The sequence below is a fragment of the Microbacterium sp. PI-SA-G genome (assembly GCF_057215335.1).
Genome location: NZ_CM170103.1, coordinates 210164 through 231511, shown reverse-complemented (window position 1 = coordinate 231511; position 21348 = coordinate 210164). Strand labels below are relative to the sequence as shown.

18 protein-coding genes are annotated in these 21348 nt (G+C 68.9%); 5 read left to right on the top strand and 13 right to left on the bottom strand.

Going from position 1 to position 21348, the window contains the following annotated elements; genetic code table 11:
* Nucleotides 1-63: 63 nt before the first annotated feature.
* The 4 genes from proB to rplU form a co-directional block, all read right to left on the bottom strand.
* Entirely contained in the window at nt 64-846 is a 783-nt protein-coding gene (gene proB / locus AC2D10_RS01190) for a glutamate 5-kinase (RefSeq protein WP_484709958.1), read from the bottom strand.
* The gene (gene obgE, locus AC2D10_RS01185; RefSeq protein WP_484709957.1) at nt 843-2339 is read right to left on the bottom strand and encodes a GTPase ObgE; all 1497 of its coding nucleotides are present in this window, start codon (nt 2337-2339) and stop codon (nt 843-845) included. The genes proB and obgE overlap by 4 nt, the downstream gene beginning before the upstream one ends.
* 102 nt (nt 2340-2441) lie before the next feature.
* Nucleotides 2442-2699: a 50S ribosomal protein L27 gene (gene rpmA / locus AC2D10_RS01180; RefSeq protein ID WP_045280029.1), complete on the bottom strand. Its 258-nt coding sequence runs from the start codon at nt 2697-2699 to the stop codon at nt 2442-2444.
* Between the two features lie 18 nt (nt 2700-2717).
* Nucleotides 2718-3026 (bottom strand): 50S ribosomal protein L21, encoded by a 309-nt coding sequence (gene rplU / locus AC2D10_RS01175; protein WP_484709956.1) that lies wholly within the window; start codon nt 3024-3026, stop codon nt 2718-2720.
* A gap of 211 nt (nt 3027-3237) precedes the next feature.
* On the opposite strand from rplU, the gene AC2D10_RS01170 reads away from it, so the two are divergent.
* The gene (locus tag AC2D10_RS01170) at nt 3238-3504 is read left to right on the top strand and encodes a DUF4031 domain-containing protein (RefSeq protein ID WP_484709955.1); all 267 of its coding nucleotides are present in this window, start codon (nt 3238-3240) and stop codon (nt 3502-3504) included.
* Here the strand turns inward: AC2D10_RS01170 and AC2D10_RS01165 are convergent.
* Nucleotides 3469-5922 carry an Rne/Rng family ribonuclease gene (locus AC2D10_RS01165; protein WP_484709954.1) on the bottom strand — a complete coding sequence of 818 codons (2454 nt, stop codon included), beginning with the start codon at nt 5920-5922 and terminating at the stop codon, nt 3469-3471. The genes AC2D10_RS01170 and AC2D10_RS01165 overlap by 36 nt on opposite strands.
* A 283-nt stretch (nt 5923-6205) precedes the next feature.
* Here AC2D10_RS01165 and AC2D10_RS01160 point away from each other — a divergent pair, with 283 nt between their 5' ends.
* On the top strand, nt 6206-6823 hold the full coding sequence (locus tag AC2D10_RS01160; RefSeq protein WP_484709953.1) for a vitamin K epoxide reductase family protein: 618 nt from the start codon (nt 6206-6208) through the stop codon (nt 6821-6823).
* Between the two features lie 69 nt (nt 6824-6892).
* On the opposite strand, the gene ndk is transcribed toward AC2D10_RS01160, so the two are convergent.
* Genes ndk through ileS form a run of 4 tightly spaced genes read right to left on the bottom strand, consistent with a single transcriptional unit; the run spans nt 6893 to nt 12444 of the window.
* Complete coding sequence (gene ndk, locus AC2D10_RS01155; protein WP_484709952.1) at nt 6893-7309, bottom strand: nucleoside-diphosphate kinase; 417 nt, start codon at nt 7307-7309, stop codon at nt 6893-6895.
* A 1-nt stretch (nt 7310) separates the two neighbouring features.
* Nucleotides 7311-7724, bottom strand: coding sequence for a DUF4233 domain-containing protein (locus AC2D10_RS01150; RefSeq protein WP_484709951.1), 414 nt, complete (start codon nt 7722-7724; stop codon nt 7311-7313).
* On the bottom strand, nt 7721-9073 hold the full coding sequence (locus AC2D10_RS01145; RefSeq protein WP_484709950.1) for a bifunctional folylpolyglutamate synthase/dihydrofolate synthase: 1353 nt from the start codon (nt 9071-9073) through the stop codon (nt 7721-7723). The genes AC2D10_RS01150 and AC2D10_RS01145 overlap by 4 nt, the downstream gene beginning before the upstream one ends.
* Nucleotides 9070-12444: an isoleucine--tRNA ligase gene (ileS, locus tag AC2D10_RS01140; protein WP_484709949.1), complete on the bottom strand. Its 3375-nt coding sequence runs from the start codon at nt 12442-12444 to the stop codon at nt 9070-9072. Before ileS ends, AC2D10_RS01145 begins: the two co-directional genes overlap by 4 nt.
* A 286-nt stretch (nt 12445-12730) precedes the next feature.
* On the opposite strand from ileS, the gene AC2D10_RS01135 reads away from it, so the two are divergent.
* On the top strand, nt 12731-13381 hold the full coding sequence (locus AC2D10_RS01135) for a pentapeptide repeat-containing protein (protein ID WP_484709948.1): 651 nt from the start codon (nt 12731-12733) through the stop codon (nt 13379-13381).
* On the opposite strand, the gene AC2D10_RS01130 is transcribed toward AC2D10_RS01135, so the two are convergent.
* Genes AC2D10_RS01130 through AC2D10_RS01115 form a run of 4 tightly spaced genes read right to left on the bottom strand, consistent with a single transcriptional unit; the run spans nt 13371 to nt 18325 of the window.
* Entirely contained in the window at nt 13371-14891 is a 1521-nt protein-coding gene (locus AC2D10_RS01130) for an ATP-binding cassette domain-containing protein (RefSeq protein WP_484709947.1), read from the bottom strand. The two genes, AC2D10_RS01135 and AC2D10_RS01130, sit on opposite strands and share 11 nt — an antisense overlap.
* Nucleotides 14888-15700 (bottom strand): ABC transporter permease, encoded by an 813-nt coding sequence (locus tag AC2D10_RS01125; RefSeq protein ID WP_484709946.1) that lies wholly within the window; start codon nt 15698-15700, stop codon nt 14888-14890. Before AC2D10_RS01125 ends, AC2D10_RS01130 begins: the two co-directional genes overlap by 4 nt.
* Nucleotides 15697-16677 (bottom strand): ABC transporter permease, encoded by a 981-nt coding sequence (locus AC2D10_RS01120; protein ID WP_484709945.1) that lies wholly within the window; start codon nt 16675-16677, stop codon nt 15697-15699. The genes AC2D10_RS01125 and AC2D10_RS01120 overlap by 4 nt, the downstream gene beginning before the upstream one ends.
* Nucleotides 16678-16711: 34 nt before the next feature.
* Nucleotides 16712-18325, bottom strand: a complete 1614-nt coding sequence (locus AC2D10_RS01115) for an ABC transporter substrate-binding protein (protein ID WP_484709944.1) — start codon at nt 18323-18325, stop codon at nt 16712-16714.
* A 170-nt stretch (nt 18326-18495) separates the two neighbouring features.
* Here AC2D10_RS01115 and valS point away from each other — a divergent pair, with 170 nt between their 5' ends.
* Together valS and AC2D10_RS01105 are read left to right on the top strand one after the other, a co-directional pair.
* Entirely contained in the window at nt 18496-21111 is a 2616-nt protein-coding gene (valS, locus tag AC2D10_RS01110) for a valine--tRNA ligase (RefSeq protein ID WP_484709943.1), read from the top strand.
* Nucleotides 21111-21326 carry a hypothetical protein gene (locus AC2D10_RS01105; protein ID WP_484709942.1) on the top strand — a complete coding sequence of 72 codons (216 nt, stop codon included), beginning with the start codon at nt 21111-21113 and terminating at the stop codon, nt 21324-21326. Before valS ends, AC2D10_RS01105 begins: the two co-directional genes overlap by 1 nt.
* Nucleotides 21327-21348 lie beyond the last annotated feature (22 nt).

The window sequence follows — 21348 nt, the reverse complement described above, 5'->3', positions numbered from 1 at the left end:
TCTAGAACGCAGGGCGAAAGTCGACGCGGCTGTGACGGCGGGCGTCGGACGGCTTTCGCAGACTCAGGCGGCGGGTTCGAACCAGGTGCCGATGGCGGCACCTGAGAGCGCCTGGTCAACGAGATCCGCACTGGTGACGAGCACTCCGATGCCGGATGCCGCGGCAAGGCGAGCCGCCGACACTTTGGTCGCCGCTCCCCCGGTGCCGACGCTGTTGACGACCGTGGCCCCGAACTCCAGGCCGCTGAGGTCGGCGTCGGCTGCGATCACATCGATGGGCTCGGCACGCGGGTCGGACGGCGGCTTGGTGTAGAGGGACTCGATGTCGCTCAGCAGGATCAGCGCGTCGGCCTGGATCAGTTGCGCGACGAGAGCACCGAGGCGGTCGTTGTCGCCGAAGCGGATCTCCTGAGTGGCGACCGTGTCGTTCTCATTCACGATGGGCAGCACGCGCAGGCCCAGCAGGCGTTCCATCGCACGGCGAGCGTTGCTGCGCGATGTCGGGTGCTCGAGGTCGCCCGTGGTGAGCAGCACCTGACCGGCGACGATGTCGAACGGCGTCATCGCCTCCTGGTAGCGGTACACCAGCATGTTCTGCCCCACCGCGGCCGCGGCCTGCTGCGTCGCGAGATCGGTCGGACGCGCGTCGAGCTTGAGGAACGGGATGCCGCTGGCGATCGCGCCGGATGACACGAGCACCACCTCGGCGCCGCGTGCGTGTGCTGCGGCCAGAGCCTCCACGATCACAGGGATGCGCCACGACGACTCACCACTGATCGAGGACGAGCCGACCTTCACGACGATGCGTGATGCGGTCGCGAGATCGGCCCTGGTCCGTGCGGTCACTCGTCTTCCCCGCGGTAGGCGGCGAGACGCTGCTCCTCGACCTCCGCGCGGGCGACAGCCTTGGCATCCATGCGCTCGTAGTACTGCTCGCGGCGCTCGGACGTGGTGCGGCGGGCGTTGGGGGCGAGACGCGGGTCGGTACCACGCGGTGCGGTCATGAGCTCGGCGGCGGAGGTCATCGTCGGCTCCCAGTCGAAGACGATGCTGTCGCCTTCGCCGATCACGACGGTGGATCCCTGCGAGGCCCCGAGACGGAACAGCTCGTTCTCGACACCGACCTTCTCGAGACGGTCTGCGAGGTAGCCCACGGCCTCTTCGTTCTGGAAGTCGGTCTGCTGCACCCAGCGCACGGGCTTCTCGCCCATGATGCGGTAGACGTTGCCGTAGGTGCCACCCTCGACGCGGATCGTGAAGTCCTTCTTCGAGCCGCGGGGGCGGATGACGACGCGCTCCGGAACCTCGACCACGGTCTCGGCGCGGTGCTTGTCGACGAGCTCGCCAAGCGCGAATGTAAGCTGACGCAGACCCTCGTGAGAGACCGTCGAGATCTCGAACACGCGGAACCCGCGAGCTTCGAGCTCGGGACGCACGAGCTCGGCCAGGTCGCGCGCCTCGGGCACGTCGACCTTGTTCAACGCGATGAGCTGCGGGCGCTCCAGGAGCGGCGGCTGGCCCTCGGGAACCTCGTACGCGGCGAGCTCGGCGAGGATGACGTCGAGATCGGAGATCGGGTCGCGGCCCGATTCGAGCGTGGCGCAGTCGAGCACGTGCAGCAGTGCGGAACAACGCTCGACATGGCGGAGGAATTCGAGCCCGAGTCCGCGGCCCTCGCTCGCGCCCTCAATGAGTCCGGGCACGTCGGCGACGGTGTAGCGGGACTCGCCGGCCTGCACGACACCGAGATTCGGGTGCAGCGTGGTGAACGGGTAGTCAGCGATCTTGGGCCGAGCGGCGGAGATCGCACCGATCAGGCTGGACTTGCCTGCGGACGGATAGCCCACCAGTGCGACGTCGGCGACAGTCTTCAGTTCGAGGACGATGTCGCCCTCGTAACCGGGCGTGCCGAGCAGCGCGAATCCGGGCGCCTTGCGCTTCGGAGACGACAGCGCCGCGTTGCCGAGACCGCCCTGACCACCGGCGGCGACGACGAAGCGCTCCCCCGGAACGATCATGTCGATCAGCACCTGGCCGTCGGGCGTCTTCACGAGGGTGCCCAGCGGCACTGGGAGTTCGAGCGTCTCGCCCATGAACCCCGCACGGTGGTCGCCCATTCCGGGACCGCCGTTGCCGGCGTGACGGTGGGGTGAGTGGTGGTACGACAGCAGCGTTCCGGTCTGCGTGTCGGCGACGAGCACGACATCGCCGCCGTCGCCGCCGTTCCCGCCGTCCGGACCGCCGAGCGGCTTGAACTTCTCGCGGTGCACCGAGACGCAGCCGTTACCGCCCTTGCCGGCGCGCAGATGCAGCGTCACGGTGTCGACGAAGCTGACCATGTGTCTCGATCTCCTTGATATCTGTAACCGCCCGGGAGCAGATACACGGACGGGGCGAGCCGAAGCCCGCCCCGAACCGGATGATGTTGTGTCGTGCGGCGATTACTCGCCGGCTGCGACGATGTTGACGACCTTGCGGCCGCCCTTGGCGCCGAACTGGACCGCACCGGCGGCCAGGGCGAACAGCGTGTCGTCGCCGCCACGGCCGACGTTGACGCCGGGGTGGAAGTGCGTGCCGCGCTGGCGGACGATGATCTCGCCGGCGAGGACCTGCTGGCCGCCGAAGCGCTTCACGCCGAGGCGCTGGGCGTTGGAGTCACGACCGTTACGGGTGGAGCTTGCGCCCTTTTTATGTGCCATGTCCTGGTCTCCTCAGCCTTACTTGATGCCGGTGATCTTGACGCGCGTGAGCTCCTGGCGGTGGCCCTGACGCTTCTTGTAGCCGGTCTTGTTCTTGTACTTCTGGATGATGATCTTCGGGCCGCGGAGGTTGCCGATGACCTCAGCGGTCACCTTGACCTTCGCGAGCGAGTCGGCGTCAGTGGTCACCGAGGTGCCGTCGACGAGCAGCACGGCGGCGAGCTCGATGTTCTCGCCCTCAGCAGCCTTCACACGATCGAGCTGAACGATCGTGCCGACCTCGACCTTCTCCTGCCGCCCACCGGCGCGCACTACTGCGTAAACCACTTCATACCTGTTTCGTTGGGGAGCAGAAGCTCCGAGAATCTCACGGGAAGACTGTTGCTTGCATGCACCGCAGGGCGGCGGGTGCGAACGCAAGGCTCTCCACTCCGACCGACGAGGACGGGGCGGCATACGCACCAAGGGACTACTTTACCGGATGCCGGTCTGACTCGCAAAGTGAGCCCACCGGTGTGTCCCGTTCTAGGCTGACGGGATGACCGTACTCGTCGATGATCCGCAGTGGCCGGCCCACGGTCGTCTGTGGGCGCATCTGGTCAGCGACGACACCCTCGAGGAGCTGCACGCCTTCGCGCGCGCTCACGAGGTGCCCGCCCGCGCCTTCGACCGAGACCACTACGACGTTCCGGAGGAGGTCATCCCCCGGCTCGTCGCCGGTGGCGCTCAGCCGGTCGGAGGCAAAGAGCTGGTCCGACGCCTGATCGCCTCAGGCCTGCGGGTCCCCGCTCGCGACCGGCGCTGACGACTCGCCGTTCACCGACACCGGAGTGCCGGTGAGCGCTGCCGTGCTCACCCGACGACGACCGCGACCCTGACCGGGAGCCTTGGGCTCCGGCAGCGCGTCGAGGACGGAGTCGAGCAGCTGCTCGGCGGGAGACTTGGGGGCCTGACGGTCGGCACCGCGCTTCTTGCGGGGCTTCTTGGCGCGCTCGACGGGTGCTGCCTCAGCCTCCGGGATCTCCACGATCTCGGTGGCCTCAGACGTCGCCACGCGGGTGGACGCCGCGATCTGCGCCAGAGCGGACTTCGCGCCCTCCGGGATGCTGTGGGTGACGATCGGCGCAGCCGGAGCATTCTGGCCCTGGCTCTGGTTCTGACCCGGGTTGCCGTTGCCGCTGTTGCCGTTGCCGCCGCGCGAGCGACGGTTGCTGCTCTGGCTGTTCCCGTTGCCGTTCCCGTTGCTGCTGCTGCCGTTGCCGTTGCTGCGGTGCTTGACGACCGGGTCGTGGTGCACGATGACGCCGCGACCGGCGCAGACCTCACACGCCTCGCTGAAGGTCTCCAGCAGGCCGAGACCCAGCTTCTTCCGGGTCATCTGCACGAGTCCGAGCGAGGTGACCTCGGCGACCTGGTGCTTCGTGCGGTCACGGCTCAGGCATTCGATGAGGCGACGCAGCACGAGGTCGCGGTTCGACTCGAGCACCATGTCGATGAAGTCGACGACGATGATTCCGCCGATGTCGCGCAGACGAAGCTGGCGGACGATCTCCTCGGCGGCCTCGAGGTTGTTCTTGGTGACGGTCTCCTCGAGGTTTCCGCCGGTGCCGACGAACTTCCCGGTGTTGACGTCGACGACGGTCATAGCCTCGGTGCGGTCGATGACCAGCGAGCCACCCGACGGCAGCCACACCTTGCGGTCCAGCGCCTTCTCGATCTGCTCGGTGATGCGGAACGCGTCGAAGGGGTCGGTCTCGTCCTCGTACGCCTCGACCCGCTCCAGCAGGTCGGGAGCGACGCTCTCGAGGTAGCTGCGGATCGTGCCCTGGGCTTCCTCGCCCTGGATCAGCATCTTGGTGAAGTCCTCGTTGAAGACGTCACGGACGATCTTGACGAGCAGATCCGGCTCGGCGTGCAGCAGTGCCGGAGCCTGCTGGCTCTCGATGGTCTTCTGGATGTGCTCCCACTGGCTCGTGAGGCGCTGCACGTCGCGGGTCAGCTGGTCCTCGGTCGCGCCCTCGGCCGCCGTGCGGACGATCACGCCGGAAGACTCGGGCAGAACCTCTTTGAGGATGCGCTTGAGACGCGCACGCTCATTGTCGGGCAGCTTGCGGCTGATGCCGTTCATCGATCCGCCCGGCACGTACACCAGGTAGCGGCCCGGAAGCGAGATCTGACTCGTCAGGCGGGCACCCTTGTGGCCGATCGGGTCCTTGGTGACCTGCACGAGCACGCGGTCGCCCGGCTTGAGCGCCAACTCGATGCGACGGGGCTGGTTGCCGGTCTCGACACCGTCCCAGTCCACCTCGCCGGAGTACAGCACGGCGTTGCGGCCACGACCGATGTCGACGAACGCGGCCTCCATGCTCGGCAGCACGTTCTGGACGCGGCCGAGGTACACGTTCCCGATCAGGGAGGCGTCCTGGTTGCGCGCGACGTAGTGCTCGACGAGAACGCCGTCCTCGAGGACGCCGATCTGCGTGCGCGAGTTCTTGGAGCGGACGACCATCATGCGGTCGACCGACTCGCGGCGGGCGAGGAACTCCGCCTCGGTCACCACCGGACGGCGTCGGCCGGCATCGCGACCGTCTCGACGACGCTGCTTCTTGGCCTCGAGCCGCGTGGACCCCTTGATGGCCTTCGGCTCGGTGATGTACTCGACGACGCGCTGACGCGGACGCGGCTCCTCGCGGGGCTCTTCGGCGTCGGAGCCACCGCGGCGGCGGCGTCCTCGACGTGCAGCCGGGGAGTCGTCCGAGGCCTCACGGTCGGCGATGCGGTCGAAGATGCGCTCCGTGCGGTCGGGGCGCGCGGGCAGCGGCACAACCTCGGGCGCGTAGAAGTGCAGCTGCGTCGACACCTGCGACACGAACACCTCGGGCAGCAGGCCCAGTGACACCGCGGTCAGGGCGACCGGCTCGGCGTCCTCGGCGGGGACGACCTCTTCGACCGGCGCCGGAGTGGGCTCCTCAGCGGGAGCGGCCTCCTCGGCAGGGCCGGCGTCCTCGGCAGGAGCGGTCTCCTCGTCGGGAGCGGCCTCCTCAGAGGGGGCCGCCTCTTCGGGAGCAGCGTCCTCGGCAGGCGCATCCGTCTCGACCGGTGCATCCGCGGATTCGTCGGACACGACCTCGGCCTCGGGAGCGGACGGCTCCGTCAGCTGCTCCGCGGCGTCAGCCGGAGCGTCGATGTCAGGAGTGTTGTTGTCATTGGTCTCGTCGGCCATCTCTGGCTTGCTCCTCGCGCGGGCACTGGGTGCTCCGCGAAATCTCATGCGGCACCCGTGGGGTGTCGCGAACTCATACGGTGTGCGACCGGCTCATGGCTCTGATCGCGTGGGGCATAGGACCCCGAAGTCTGCGTCACATGCGTGTCACGGACAGGCCGTTTATCGCATCACAGGTCATTATCGCACCAAGATCGTCGGAATGCGGCATCCCGACCGCATCGCGCCCTTTTCTCCGGTGCGCTTTCGCCCGATCCATAGCTGTCACTGAGATACTCCACATATGAGCGAGCAGCGCACCCGCCCCGTCTTCTATGCCGTGTGGCTGATCATCGCGAGCGTGCTCGGGCTGCTCGCCGCCTTCGCTCTCACGCTCGACAAGATCCTGCTGCTCGAGAACCCCGACGCCGCGCTCAGCTGCAACGTGAGTGTGATGATCCAGTGCGGAGCGAACCTCGAGTCCTGGCAGGGCGAGCTCTTCGGGTTCCCGAACCCGCTCCTGGGAATCGCCGGCTGGATGGGCCCGCTGTTCGTCGGCGTCGCCCTGCTCGCCGGCTCGCGCTTCCCGCGGTGGTTCTGGGCGACGTTCGGTGCGGGTGTGCTGGCGGCGCTCGTCTTCGTCTGCTGGCTCATCTCGCAGAGCCTCTACGCATCGAACCTCGGCGTCCTGTGCCCCTGGTGCATGCTCACCTGGGCGGTCACCATCCCCACGTTCTTCTCCACGGCGCTGCACCTCACGCGCAACGGCACGTTCATCCGGAACGAGAAGGTCCAGGAGCGGGCTGACCGCCTGATGGTGTGGGTGCCGCTGGCGACGATCCTCGCCTACGCCTTCATCATCCTGCTGGCTCAGCTGCGCGGGCTCGACGTGCTCGGTGAGGTCATCGGCATGATCTTCTGAGTTCCCGGACACACAGAACCCGCCCGTGATCCGAGGATCACGGGCGGGTTCTCTGTATGCGGAACGCTCTCAGTCGAACCAGATGCCCAGTTCGCGGGCGGCCGACTCGACACTGTCGGAGCCGTGCACGAGGTTCTGCTGCACCTTGAGGCCCCAGTCGCGACCGAAGTCGCCACGGATCGTTCCGGGAGCCGCGGTCGTCGGGTCGGTCGTGCCCGCGAGCGAGCGGAAGCCCTCGATCACGCGGTTGCCGGCCAGGCGGATCGCGACGGACGGGCCCGAGAGCATGAACTCGAGCAGCGGCTCGTAGAACGGCTTTCCCTCGTGCTCGGCGTAGTGCTCGGCGAGGCGGTCGCGGTCGGGCTCGACGAGGCGGATGTCGACGAGCGCGTAGCCCTTCGCCTCAATGCGCGCGAGGATCGCTCCGGTGAGCCCGCGGGCGACGCCGTCGGGCTTGACGAGGACGAGTGTCTCTTCGGTGGCCATGTCATTCACTCTCTGTCTGAGTCTCGGTCGAGGGTCCGGTCGGGCGTCGTGCGTCCAGTCGGGCCCCCATGATCGTCGCATACGCCCACATCCCGCCGAAAATCAGCGCGACGAGCAGGATCGCCGGAACGAGGAACGCCGACAGCGCGATGATGACCTGGATGCCCCACCCCGCGCCGATCGCCCAGGGCTGGGTGATCATGCCGGCGAGGGCGATGCACGCGAGGGCGACGACGGCACCGCCGACGATCCCCCACCACTGCTCGATGCCGGACGGCAGCGTCTTCAGGCCGAAGATCGTCAACCCTGCGAGGAACACCACGATCGCCTCGAACCCGAGCACGATCGGTGCGAGCTTCTGCACGAGCGTTCGCGGCGGGCGCGGACGACGTGCCGGCGCGGCATCCGCACTCATGCGCGCCACCCCGATTTCCAGTCCTCCGCCTCGGCGAGAGTGATCGCCTCACCCGCGAGTGCGACCGAGCCGGCGATGACCACCGCCCGGCGATCCGATGACGACGCCCACTCCCGTGCGGCGTCGGCGGCTTCGGCCAGGGTGTGATGAACGGTGGCGCGGCGCCCCGTCTGCTCCACGAGATCAGCGATGGTGTCGGCGTCGCTGGCGCGCTCGGAATCCGGCGCGGTGGCGAACACGTGCGCGACGCCGGGAGCGAGCTGCGCGACGATGCCCGCGGCGTCCTTGTCGGCGAGCACGCCGAGGACCAGACCCCACTCGTCGAAGTCGAAGCTGTCGTCCAGAGCCTGCACGAGGGCCTTCGCGCCGTGCGGGTTGTGCGCGGCGTCGACCACCACGGTCGGCGCGATGCCCAGCAGCTGAAGGCGGCCCGGCGACGTGGTGCCCTGCAGACCGTCGGTGATGATGTCGCCCGCGATGCGCTGCGACGCGCCGCCGATCAGCGACTCGACCGCGGCGACGGCGAGAGCCGCGTTATGACCCTGGTGGGCGCCGTACAGAGGCAGGTACTCCTCGGAGTACTCCCCCGCGAGGCCGCGGATCGTGAGCAGCTGACCGCCGACGGCCAGTTTCTGGTCGGTGAGGCCGAACTCCTCGCCCTCGAACGCGATGGTCGCGCCTCGCTCTGCGGCGACCCGACGCAGCACCTCGACGGCCTCGGGCTGCTGCTGCGCCGAGACGACGGAGGCACCCTCCTTGATGATCCCCGCCTTGACCCGCGCGATCTCGGCGATCGTGCCGCCGAGACGATCGGCGTGGTCGATGTCGATGGGCGCGAAGACCGCGACGTCACCGTCGGCTGTGTTCGTGGAATCCCACTCGCCGCCCATGCCGACCTCGAGCACCAGCACGTCGATCGGGGCATCGGCCACCGCCACGAACGCGAGCACCGTGAGCAGCTCGAAGAAAGTCAGGGGCTCTTCGCCGGCGGCTTCGAGCTCGGCATCGACGATTCCGACGAAGGGCTCGACCTCGTCCCACGCATCGGCCACCGCATCGTCGGCGATGGGTTCGCCGTCGATTATGATGCGCTCGGTGAACCGCTCCAGGTGCGGACTCGTGAACAGCCCGGTGCGCAGACCGTGGGCACGCAGCAGACTCTCGATGATGCGAGCGGTCGAGGTCTTGCCGTTCGTGCCGGTGATGTGCACGACGCGATAGGTGCGCTGGGGGTCGTCGAGGAACGCCAGGATGCGCGCGGTGCGCTCCTTGCGCGGCTGGACCCAGCGCTCGCCTGCTCGGCTCAGCAGGGTCTCGTAGACGGCGTCAGCCCTGTCACGTGCGCTCATGCGGAAGCTCCGATCCGGGAGACGGCGATCGTGAAGGCGTCGCGGTTCGCGTACGTGCCCTTCGCGATCTCAGCGGTGAACTCGGCATCACGCAGCGCGGCGTCGCCCCGCAGCACCGCGTGCTCGACGGCGAGCGTCTCGCCCGCGACGTCGGCGACCTCGAAGGCCGAGACGACAGCGGCCGTATCGTCGTCGCTGAGGAACTTCAGCGCGAGTCGGATGCGGTCGCTCACGTCGAACCCGGCGTTCTTGCGGGTCTCCTGGACGGCGCGAATGACGTCGCGGGCCAGTCCCTCGGCCTCCAGCTCGGGCGTGGTCTGCGTGTCGAGCAGCACGAAGCCTCCCGATGGCACGATCGCCAGCGCCTCCCCCTCCGGTCTGCCGGTCGTCTCGAGGACGAGCTCGTACTCGGCCGGCTCGAGCGCGATGCCGCCCGCGGTCACGACACCGTCGGTCTCGGACCAGTCACCGGAACGCGCAGCCTGGATCGCCTTCTGCACGTCCTTGCCGAGTCGAGGACCCGCGACACGGGCGTTCACGCTCAGACGGTGATCGATCCCGTAGTCCGCGGCGGTCGTCTCGCCGAGCGCGACCAGCTCGACCGACTTGACGTTGAGCTCCTCACGCAGGATGTCCTCGAACTGCCCCAGCGATGCGGCCAACGGAGACACCACCGTGAGGCGCGCCAGCGGCAGACGCACGCGCAGCTTCTCCTTCTTGCGCAGCGCGTTGCCGACGCTCGACAGCTCACGCACGGCATCCATCGCGTCGCGGATCTCATCGGCCGCGGGGAACGCCGTGTCGTCGGGCCAGTCCTGCAGGTGCACGCTGCGCCCGCCGGTGAGTCCCTGCCAGACCCGCTCGCTGATCAGCGGCACGAGAGGCGCCGCGACGCGGGTCAGCGTCTCGAGCACCGTGTACAGCGTGTCGAACGCCTCACGGCTCTTCGGGTCGTCAGTCACACCGACCCAGAAGCGGTCGCGTGAGCGGCGGATGTACCAGTTGGTCAGAGCCTCCGCGAACTCGCGCAGACGCCCCGCCGCCGTGGTCGAGTCGAGGCCTTCGAGATCGGAGCGCACCTCGCGCACGAGAACGCCGAGACGGGCCAGGATGTACTGGTCGAGCACGTCGGTCGAGTCGGTGCGCCACTGCGCCTCATACCCTTCGCCCGAGGCGTTGGCGTACGTCGCGAAGAAGTACCACGAGTTCCACAGCGGCAGCAGGAACTCGCGCACGCCGGAGCGGATGCCCTCTTCCGTCACGGCGAGGTTTCCGCCGCGGAGCACCGAGCTCGACATCAGGAACCACCGCATGGCATCGGAGCCGTCGCGGTCGAGCACCTCCGAGACGTCGGGGTAGTTGCGGAGCGACTTCGACATCTTGTAGCCGTCGCTGCCGAGAACGATGCCGTGGCAGCTCACCCCGGTGAATGCAGGACGATCGAACAGCGCCGTCGACAGTACGTGCATGACGTAGAACCAGCCGCGTGTCTGCCCGATGTACTCGACGATGAAATCCGCCGGCGAGTGCGTGTCGAACCACTCCTGGTTCTCGAACGGGTAGTGCACCTGCGCGTACGGCATCGACCCGGAGTCGAACCACACATCGAAGACGTCCTCGATGCGGCGCATGGTGCTGTTGCCGGTGGGGTCGTCGGGGTTCGGGCGCGTCAGGTCGTCGATGTACGGACGATGCAGGTCGATCTCGCCCTCGGGGTTGCGCGGCAGCGTGCCGAAGTCGCGCTCGAGATCCTCCAGCGACCCGTAGGCGTCGACGCGTGGGTACTCCGGGTCGTCGCTCTTCCAGATCGGAATGGGCGAGCCCCAGTAGCGGTTGCGGCTGATCGACCAGTCACGCGCACCCTCGAGCCACTTGCCGAACTGCCCGTGCTTGACGTTCTCGGGCACCCAGGTGATCTGCTCGTTGTTGGCGAGCATGTCGTCCTTGATGTCCGTCACGCGGATGAACCAGCTCGACACCGCCTTGTAGATCAGCGGGTTGCGGCAGCGCCAGCAGTGCGGGTAGGAGTGCTCGTAGCTCTGCAGACGGATCAGGCGGCCGTTGTCGCGGATCAGACGGACGAGCGGCGTGTTCGCCTCCATCCACAGCTCCCCCGCGACGTCGGGCACGTTCGGGAGGAAACGTCCGCCGTCGTCGAGAGACAGGATCGTGGGGATGCCGGCGGCACCCGCCACGCGCAGGTCATCCTCACCGTAAGCAGGTGCCTGGTGGACGATGCCGGTGCCGTCGGTGATGGTGACGTAGCCGTCTACCAGGATGCGCCAGGCGTTCTCCGTGCCGTAGGTCTCGGCGTCGGCGTAGTAGTCGAACAGGCGGTCGTAGGTCACATCCTGCAGCTCGGATCCGCGGAGCGTCGCGTGCACTGCGGCGAGCGCGTCCTCGGCGCTCTCGTAGCCGAGGTCCTTGGCGTACCCGCCGAGCAGGTCACGCGCGAGCAGGTAGCGGTGCGCCGACGCCTCGACCGCGGCATCCGTCGTGCCCGGCGTCTGGTGCACGTCTGCCGCACCTCCGGGACCGGCGGGGAGAACGACGTAGTCGATCTCGGGACCGACGGCGAGCGCGAGGTTCGTGGGCAGCGTCCAGGGCGTGGTCGTCCAGGCGAGCGCCCGGACACCGGTGAGGCCCAGCGACTCGGCCTTCGCGCCCGTGAGCGGGAAGGTGACCGTCACGGACGGGTCCTGACGCGTCTGGTACACGTCGTCGTCCATGCGCAGCTCGTGCGCACTGAGCGGCGTCTCGTCGCGCCAGCAGTACGGGAGCACGCGGTAGCCCTCGTAGGCGAGACCCTTGTCGTACAGGGTCTTGAACGCCCAGAGCACGCTCTCCATGTAGCCGAGGTCGAGCGTCTTGTACCCGCGGTCGAAGTCGACCCATCGTGCCTGGCGGGTGACGTAGTCCTGCCACTCGTGCGTGTAGGCCAGGACCGAGCTCTTCGCCTTCGCGTTGAAGACGTCGATGCCCATGTCCTCGATCTCGGCCTTCTCGGTGATCCCGAGCTGCTTCATCGCCTCGAGCTCGGCGGGCAGGCCGTGCGTGTCCCAGCCGAAGACGCGGTCGACCTTGTGTCCGGTCATCGTCTGGAAGCGCGGGAAGACATCCTTGGCGTACCCCGTGAGCAGGTGCCCGTAGTGCGGGAGTCCGTTCGCGAAGGGCGGGCCGTCGTAGAACACCCACTCCGGGGCGTCCTCGCGCTGCGCGATCGAGGCGCGGAACGTGTCGTCCTTCGCCCAGAAGTCCAGCACCTCCTCCTCGATCTGCGGGAAGCGGGGGCTCGGGGCGACTGGCTCCGGGGTCACCGAGCTGGTCGAAGTGTCGGCGGCGGGGCCGAAGGAGGAACGCGGGTAGGTCATCGTGTCTCGCAGTGATCGTCGTGGCGGATGCTCCTGCGAGGACGACCCTCGCGGACCGCGGTACCACCTCGCGTGTCGCGCCTCGCGGCGGGACCACTCTCACTGCGGCTGTGACGGGCCTGCCCCGCTCGGTTCTACTGGGCGGATCTCCTGCGAGGCCCGCTGTTCTTCCGAGAGCTCCCCGGTGATGCCGGATCGATGCTCGTGCGCTCCATTGTACGCGCGTCGCGCCGCAGAGTCTCCCCCTGCGCCCGCCTCGCAGCCGCCGCACCCCTACCCTCGAGTCATGGCACGCACCCCCGACTCCCCCGCCGCTCCCCGCGTCTCTCCGCCCGATCTTCCCGAGAAGCTCACCCCGTCGGTCCCTGCGCGCAACGCCGATCTGATCGCGGCGCACCTCGACCTCCGCGGCTCCGTCGATCTCGCCTACGCGGCCCTCGAGCAGTGCACCGTCACCGCCGATGCCGAAGAGGTCGACCTCACCGGCGCCACGCTCCTCGACGTCTCGATGACCGCCGTGCGCGCGGCCTCCCTGCGCCTGCGCGACGCCGGCATCCGTCGCCTGCAGATCATCGGCGGGCGCATCGGGACACTCGATCTGAGCACCGCACGCATCTCGGAGCTCGAGCTGCGTGACGTGCACATCGACTACCTGAACCTGGGCGCGGCGCGAGCCAGCGACGTGGAGGTGACCGACTGCCGCATCCGCACCCTCGACATGCCCCAGGCGGACCTCACCCGCATCCGGTTCACCCGGACGTCGTGCGACGAGGTCGACCCGCGCGGCATGCGCGCCAAGGACGTCGACCTGCGCGGCCTCGACGCGCTCGCCTTCCTCGATGCGAACAGTCTGCGCGGCACCACGCTCACCGGGTTCCAGGTGCAGCAGCTCGCCCCCGTAATCGCGGCGGGACTGGGCATCCAGATCAAGGAGTGAGGGGCGGCGCGCTCGCCGCGAGCAGTTCCCGAGTGAACGGATGCTGCGGAGCGGTGAACACCTCGTCGATCGTGCCCTGCTCGACGATGCGTCCGTCCTGCATCACCAGCACCTCGTCGGCGACCGCCCGCACGACGTCGAGGTCATGGGAGACGAACACCATCGTCAATCGACGCTCCTGCTGCAGGCGAAGCAGCAGCCGCAGCACGCGCTCGCGCACCGACGGGTCGAGGGCCGACACGGGCTCGTCGAGCACCAGCACATCGGGGTCGGCGGCGAGCGCCCGGGCGATCGCCGCCCGCTGCCGCTGACCTCCGGAGAGTTCGGCCGCGCGCCGTGCGGCGAGCTGCGGATCGAGGTCCACCTCGGCCAGCAGTTCAGCCACGCGCCCGGCTCGTGCCGCCCGCGGCACTCCCCCGGCGGCGAGGGCTTCACGCAGGGAGCGTCCGATGGTCCACCGCGGGTCGAAGGCACCGAGCGGGTTCTGGTGCACCAGCTGCACGTGCCGGTCGCCGCGGCCGCTGATCTCGCCGTCGTCGGGGCGTTCGATCCCCACGATCATGCGAGCAAGCGTCGTCTTGCCCGATCCGGACTCACCCACGATCCCGAGCGTGTGCCCGCGGTTCACCGTGAACGACGCATCGCTCACTGCGGCGATACCCCCGAACGCCTTGCTCACCCCGGCCACCCGAAGCGCTGCGTCCGCGTCCCCCTCGACGGGAACCCGAGGCTCGTGCCGCGTCGCGGCGAGCAGTTCCCGGGTGTACGGATGCTGCGGCGACTGCAGCACGCGGGAGACAGCGCCTTCTTCGACCACGACTCCGTCGCGCATGACCAGGACCCGATCGGCGAGCCGTCGTACGGCGGCGAAGTCGTGGCTGATGAACACGACGGCGGTACCGGTGTCGGCGATCGCTCGCAGCAGGTCGAGGATGCGCGCCTGCACGGTCGCGTCGAGGGCGGTCGTGGGCTCGTCCGCCACGAGCACGGCGGGAGCCGCGGCGAGCGCGGAGGCGATGAGCGCTCGCTGGCGCAGGCCGCCCGACAGCTCGTGCGGGTACTGGGCGGCGCGACGCTCGGGCTCCGGCATCCAGACCCGTCTCAGCAGCGCCTGCACGCCCTCGTCGAGACTCTCGCCCTCCACCCGAGTCTGCGGGTGCAGGCGCAGCGGCTCGGCCACCTCGCTGCGGATCCTCTGCAGCGGATCCAGAGCCACGAGCGCGTCCTGCGACACCAGCGCGATGCGTGCCCCGCGCAGCCGGCGCCACTGCGGCTCGGTCATCCCCCGAGCGTCCGAGCCGTCGACGTGCAGCCGATCGGCCGTGACGATCGCGCGTTCCGGGGCGAGTCCGAGCAGCGCCCGCGCGGTGAGCGACTTGCCGGCTCCGGACTCTCCCACGATGGCGATGCACTCCCCCGGGGCCACCGTGAACGAGACGCCGTCGACGACGACCGTGTCGTCGAACTGCACCCGCAGCCCCTGCACGTCGAGGACGAGCCGCCCGGTCATCGGTCGCTCCCGTCTGCTCGTGCCCGCAGCAGTCGTCCCACGACCGTCGCCGCGACGACGGTGAGCGTGATCGCGGCTCCCGGGAACACCGAGATCCACCACGCCTGCCCGAGCACGTTGCGCCCGCCCGCGAGCATCAGGCCCCACTCGGGTGTCGGCTCGGTCGCCCCGAGCCCGAGAAAGCTGAGGCCGGACGCCGCGAGGATCGCCGAGCCGATGCCGATCGTGGCGAGCACGCTCAACGACCCCAGCACCCCGGGGAGCACGTGTCGCGTGAAGGCCGGAACGGCGGGCACCCCGAGGATGCGGGCGGCCTCCACATGCTCCGCGACCCGCAGCGTGCGCGTCTGCACGCGCGCCAGCCGCACGTAGACCGGCACCGCGGCGAGCGTCACGGCGAGGGCGACATTGAGCGGGCCGGGACCGAGGATCGCGATCACGACCAGCGCCACGAGGAACTCGGGGAACGCCATGAGCACGTCGTTCACGCGCATGAGCGTCACGTCGATCCCGCGCGGCGCCGTACCCGCGAGGGCACCGATCGCGAGTCCGACGACGACGGCGATCAGGGTGGCCAGCAGCCCCACTCCGACCGAGCGGGCGGCGCCGAACACGACCCGGGAGTACACGTCACGTCCGCTCTGGTCCGTGCCGAAGAGGTGTGCGGCGCTGGGCGGCAGCAGCGCTCCTCGGACGTCCGTCTGCAGCGGGTCATGGGTCGCCAGCACCCCGGGAGCGAGAGCGGCGAACGTGACCACGGCGAGCACGGTGACGGCTGCCCCCAGCAGCACCCGTTGCCGAAGCCTCACCGCCGGACCTCCGCGTCGAGCGCGCTGTCGATCCGGGCGGCTCCGACGGATCGTGCCGACCGCAGCCGTGGGTCGATGAGCGGATGCACCAGCTCGACGATCACGTTCACGATCACGAACACGAGGGCGCTGAGCAGGATGATGCCCGAGATGACCGGCAGATCACGATCGCTGATCGCGGCGAGGGTGACGCGTCCCAGCCCGGGGCGGGCGAACACGGTCTCGACCAGCACGGCGCCGCCGAGCACGGAGCCCGTCAGGTATGCCGCCAGGGTGATCGCCGAGGACGCTCCGTGGCGGAGCCCATGGCGAAGCGTGAACCAGCCGCGTCCGGCGCCCCGCGCACGGACGGTCTCGGCGAACGGCATCCGCTCCGCCTGCATCAGACCGTCGCGCAGGACCTGACCGAGCAGCGCCGCCACCGGGAGCGCGAGGGTCACCGCGGGCAGGATCAGCGTCGCCGGGTTGCGCGCACCCGACACCGGGAACCAGCCGAGCCCGAAGGCGAAGACGCTGAGCAGCACGAGGCCGATCCAGAACACCGGCGACGACAGCAGCACGAGTTCGACGGCACCGACAACGGCCCGCGCCGCCGCGCCGCGAGCGAGCAGAGCCACGGCGAGCGCCACGACCACCGCGATGCCCAGTGCGAGTACCGACAGCTGCAGGGTCGCGCCGAGCTGCCGCTCGATCACCTCGGTCACCGGCAGTCGCAGCTGGTACGACTCGCCCAGGTCCCCGCGCACGAGCTGCCCGATGTAGGTCAGGTACTGCTCGAATGCCGGCCGATCGAGCCCCAGTTCCGCCCTGATGCCGTCCTTCACCGCGTCGCTGACCTGCGCCTGCGGCCCGAGCATCACCGAGACAGGGTCACCCGGGATCACCCGGAACGCCAGGAAGGCGACGGTCGCCGCTCCCCACAGCACCACGACCACGGTCGCGACCAGCCCGAGGATCCTCCGGAGCACCGCGTTCACTGCTCCCCCTCTGTGCCGCAGACCTGCCCTGCGCTCAGCCGACGGTCACATCGTAGAACAGCGGCCGTCCGTACAGGTCGTACTCCAGGCCCGAGATGCGCTCGCCGACCGCCGTGATGGCCGACGGGCTGTAGAGCGGGACGATCGCCGTGTACTGCGCGTTCCACTCCTGCAGCTGGGCGTACAGCGCGTCGCGCTCCCCCTGGTCGCTGGTCGCGACGGCCGACTCGAGCAGCGTGTCGATCTCGGGGTTCGACACCTGCGACGCGTTCTGGAAGCCGTCCGTGTGCAGGTGGCTGCGCAGCAGGTCGGCGTCGACGCCCGAGAAGCCCCAGTCGGTCAGGTCGAACGTCTTCGGGCCGTACTGCTCGTTGTAGGCGCCCGGCTCGAGCACCTCACGCACCACCTCGAAGCCGATGCCCTTGAGGTCGGACTGGATGGCGTTCGCCAGGGCCGCACGGTCGTCGGGCACCGGGGTGTACGCGATCCAGCGGGCGGAGAGACGCTGGCCGTCCTTGGTGCGGTAGCCCTCGGCGTCGCGGGCGGTCCAGCCGGCTTCGTCGAGCAGCGTGTTCGCCGCATCCTGGTCGAACTCCCACGTGCCCTCGAGCGCGGCGTCGTAGCCCGGGGTGGTCGACCCCAGCACGCTCCACGCGCGGGGGAACTCGCCGAAGAAGATCTCCTCGACCGCGGCATCGACGTCGATGCCGCGGGCGAACGCCTGGCGCACCTTCTCGTCGGCGAAGACGCCGTACTTCTCGTTCAGGTACAGCGAGTAAGGCAGACCGGGGTACTCGATCGAGTCGACCGTGACGCCGTCGCCCAGGTCCTGGGCGAGGTTCGGCGGGATGTTGCTCGCGAGGTCGGACTCGCCGCTCTCCACCACGCCCGCGCGCACGGACGCCTCCGGCTGGATCTCGAGGCGCAGCGTCTCGAACGCGGGCGCCTCCTCGCCATGCGGGCCCCATGCGTAGTCATCGTTACGCGTGTAGACGATCTCCTGATCAGGCGTGTACTCGGTCAGCTCGAACGGCCCGGTTCCCACGGTGAGTCCGGGTCCACCCGCCGGCAGCTGATCGGCCGACTCCGCCAGCACGGCCGGCGAGTAGAAGCCGAGCAGCGGGGTGCTCGCGGCCTGCAGGAACGGCGCGTAAGGCTGCGTGAAGCTGACCTTCACGGTGTGGTCGTCGATGACCTCGGTACCGGCATAGAAATCGGCGCCCATCATGCTCGCCGCCTGCTTCGAGGCGGTCTCGGGGTCGACGATGCGGTCGAAGTTCGCCTTGACCGCCGCGGCATCGAAGGGCTCACCGTCGTGGAAGGTCACGTCGTCGCGCAGCGTGAAGGTGTACTCGGTGCTGTCGGGCGAGACCTCCCACTCCGTCGCGAGCCACGGGGTGAAGCTGCCGTCGGTCTCCTGGAACACGAGCGAGTCGAGCACGGCGCGCTGCACGGTGCTCGAGACATCGAGCTGGCTCACCTGCGGATCCATGTGCCCCGCCGACAGGTTGGCTCCCTCGATCGACCACACCACCTCGCCGCCGGCGCCCGCATCACCGGATGACGCAGTGCACGAGCTGAGCACGAGCGCCGTGGCGGCCGCGAGAGCGGCCAGGGGCAGGAGACGGCGCACAGAGCTTGCGGGCATGACGATTCCTCTGGAAGAACGGACCGGGATATCACTATTCTACGACTGATTCTTGGACCGGGTCGAAGAGAGGCACGGTCGGCTGCTTCTGCCGCGTGGTTAGACTGGTCGCACACCCCACACTCAGGCACGCTCACACAGTGCCGCATACATCGCTCGAGGAGACCTCCATGCCTGCTTCCGAATCGGCGCCGAACCAGATTCCCGACAAGCCCGTGCTCGAAGGCCTTGAAGCGAAGTGGGACACCACCTGGGCCCAGCAGGGTACCTACCTGTTCGATCGTCTGCGTGCCGCCGAAGCCGGACGCGAGGGCGTCTACTCGATCGACACCCCACCGCCCACGGCATCCGGCAGCCTGCACATCGGCCACGTCTTCTCGTACACGCACACCGACGTCAAGGCCCGCTTCGAGCGCATGCGCGGCAAGACCGTGTTCTACCCCATGGGCTGGGACGACAACGGCCTGCCCACCGAGCGCCGTGTGCAGAACTACTACGGCGTGCGCTGCGACCCGACGCTGCCGTACACCGACGACTTCACTCCCCCGTTCGAGGGCGGCGACAACAAGTCCAGCCGCGCCGCCGACCAGGTGCCGATCAGCCGCCGCAACTTCATCGAGCTGTGCGAGCGCCTCACCATCGAGGACGAGAAGCAGTTCGAGGCCCTCTTCCGCCAGCTCGGACTGAGCGTGGACTGGTCGCAGACGTACCGCACGATCTCGGACGAGACCATCCGTCAGAGCCAGCTCGCTTTCCTGCGCAACATCGAGCGCGGAGAGGCCTACCAGGACCTCGCACCGACCCTCTGGGACATCGACTTCCGCTCCGCCATCGCGCAGGCCGAGCTCGAGGACCGCGACCAGCCGGCCGCGTATCACACCATCGAGTTCCCCTTCGCCGACGGCTCCGGGTCGATCGCGATCGACACCACACGTCCTGAACTCCTGCCGTCGTGCATCGCGATCGTGACCCACCCCGAGGGCCCGCACAAGCACCTCATCGGAACGAAGGTCCGCACCCCGTTCTTCGGTGCCGAGATCGAGATCCACGGACACCACCTCGCGCAGCCCGACAAGGGCACGGGGGCGGCGATGGTCTGCACCTTCGGTGACGTGACCGACATCGTGTGGTGGCGTGAGCTGCGCACCGTGAGCGGCGATCACCTGCCGAACATGACAACGATCGGTCTCGACGGACGCTTCCTGCCGGACGCCCCCGAGTCCGTGGCCGACGCCGAAGCCCGCGACTGGTACGCCGAGAGCCTCGGCGGCAAGACGGTCTTCAGCGCCCGCAAGGCGATCGTCGAGAAGCTGCAGGAGACCGGCGACATGACCGCCGTCGGCAAGCAGTTCACCCATGCGGTGAAGTACTTCGAGAAGGGCGACCGTCCGCTCGAGATCGTGTCGACGCGGCAGTGGTACATCCGTAACGGCGCACGCGACGCCGAGCTGCGCGACGAGCTGGTCGCCCGCGGCAAGGAGCTCGCCTGGCATCCCGACTTCATGCGGGTGCGGTACGAGAACTGGGTCGGGGGCCTCACCGGCGACTGGCTCGTCTCGCGTCAGCGCTTCTTCGGCGTGCCGATCCCCCTGTGGTACGGCCTCGACGAGAACGGCGAGCGCGACTACGACCGTGTCCTGACGCCCGATCACGCGTCACTGCCGATCGACCCGACGATCGACGTCCCCGCCGGGTACACCGAGGATCAGCGCGGCGTGGCCGGCGGCTTCGACGCCGAGGCAGACATCCTCGACACCTGGGCGACGTCGTCGCTCACCCCGCAGCTGGCCGGCGGATGGCAGCGCGATGAGGAACTGTGGAACCTCACCGCGCCCTTCGACCTGCGCCCGCAGGGTCAGGACATCATCCGTACCTGGCTGTTCTCGACCATGCTGCGCTCGACGCTGGAAGACGACCGCGCCCCCTGGCGCAACGCCGCGATCTCCGGCTTCATCGTGGACCCGGACCGCAAGAAGATGTCGAAGTCGAAGGGCAACGTCGTCACCCCCGCCGACATCCTCGACACGCACGGATCCGACGCGGTCCGCTACTGGTCGGCGTCGAGCCGTCTCGGCACCGATGCGGCCTTCGATCCGCAGAACCCGACGCAGGTGAAGATCGGTCGCCGACTGGCGATCAAGGTGCTCAACGCGGCCAAGTTCGTGCTGTCGTTCCCGGTTCCCGAGGGCGCGCAGATCACCCACGCGCTCGACGCGTCGATGCTCGCGACTCTCGACGGCGTGATCGCCGATGCGACCACGGCGTTCGAGAACTACGACCAGGCCCGCGCGCTCGAACTCACGGAGTCGTTCTTCTGGACGTTCTGCGACGACTACCTCGAGCTCGTCAAGGAGCGCGCCTACAACCAGAACGACGTGGGTCAGGCCTCCGCCGCCCTCGGCCTGCGGCTCGCGCTCTCCGCACTGCTGCGCCTGCTAGCCCCGGTGCTGTCGTTCGCGACCGAAGAGGCGTGGTCCTGGTTCGAAGAGGGATCCATCCACACCGCCGCCTGGCCCGAGGCGCTCGGCATCGAGGGCGACCCCGCCGTGCTCTCCGCGGCGAGCGAGGCGCTGATCGGGATCCGTCGCGCGAAGACCGAGGCGAAGGCCTCGCAGAAGACTCCGGTGTCGCGCGCCGCGATCGTCGCGCCGGCCGTGAAGCTCGACGCCCTGCGCGCCGCCGCGGACGACCTGCGGGCGGTCGGCCGCATCGCCGACCTCGAGTTCAGCGAAGGCGAGGCGTTCGCGGTCACCGCGATCGAGCTCGCCCCGGTGGAGGAGTCCTGATGCAGCTGGGCACACGCTGGGCGACCGGCACCGAGGCTCCCGCATCGGTCCCGGCATCGCTGCGTCCGGCGATCGCCGAGGTCGAGGGACGAGGTCTCTCGGGGCACTGGACCCTCACCTGGCTCGAAGGCCGCGCGATCGCCGAACTGGATGCCGGATGGGAAGTCCTGCAGATGCCGTCCGGCGAGGTCGTCGCCCGCCCCTTCGAGGACTGACGCACGGCTCGAGGGCTGACGC

Coding starts and splice junctions, on each gene's coding strand:
- AC2D10_RS01105 (WP_484709942.1), top strand. CDS start 21,111: ATGCAGCTGGGCACACGCTGGGCGACCGGCACCGAGGCTCCCGCATCG.
- rpmA (WP_045280029.1), bottom strand. CDS start 2,699: ATGGCACATAAAAAGGGCGCAAGCTCCACCCGTAACGGTCGTGACTCC.
- AC2D10_RS01170 (WP_484709955.1), top strand. CDS start 3,238: ATGACCGTACTCGTCGATGATCCGCAGTGGCCGGCCCACGGTCGTCTG.
- AC2D10_RS01145 (WP_484709950.1), bottom strand. CDS start 9,073: ATGAGCGCACGTGACAGGGCTGACGCCGTCTACGAGACCCTGCTGAGC.
- valS (WP_484709943.1), top strand. CDS start 18,496: ATGCCTGCTTCCGAATCGGCGCCGAACCAGATTCCCGACAAGCCCGTG.
- AC2D10_RS01130 (WP_484709947.1), bottom strand. CDS start 14,891: ATGACCGGGCGGCTCGTCCTCGACGTGCAGGGGCTGCGGGTGCAGTTC.
- ileS (WP_484709949.1), bottom strand. CDS start 12,444: ATGACCTACCCGCGTTCCTCCTTCGGCCCCGCCGCCGACACTTCGACC.
- AC2D10_RS01160 (WP_484709953.1), top strand. CDS start 6,206: ATGAGCGAGCAGCGCACCCGCCCCGTCTTCTATGCCGTGTGGCTGATC.
- obgE (WP_484709957.1), bottom strand. CDS start 2,339: ATGGTCAGCTTCGTCGACACCGTGACGCTGCATCTGCGCGCCGGCAAG.
- AC2D10_RS01135 (WP_484709948.1), top strand. CDS start 12,731: ATGGCACGCACCCCCGACTCCCCCGCCGCTCCCCGCGTCTCTCCGCCC.
- AC2D10_RS01150 (WP_484709951.1), bottom strand. CDS start 7,724: ATGAGTGCGGATGCCGCGCCGGCACGTCGTCCGCGCCCGCCGCGAACG.
- AC2D10_RS01165 (WP_484709954.1), bottom strand. CDS start 5,922: ATGGCCGACGAGACCAATGACAACAACACTCCTGACATCGACGCTCCG.
- ndk (WP_484709952.1), bottom strand. CDS start 7,309: ATGGCCACCGAAGAGACACTCGTCCTCGTCAAGCCCGACGGCGTCGCC.
- AC2D10_RS01115 (WP_484709944.1), bottom strand. CDS start 18,325: ATGCCCGCAAGCTCTGTGCGCCGTCTCCTGCCCCTGGCCGCTCTCGCG.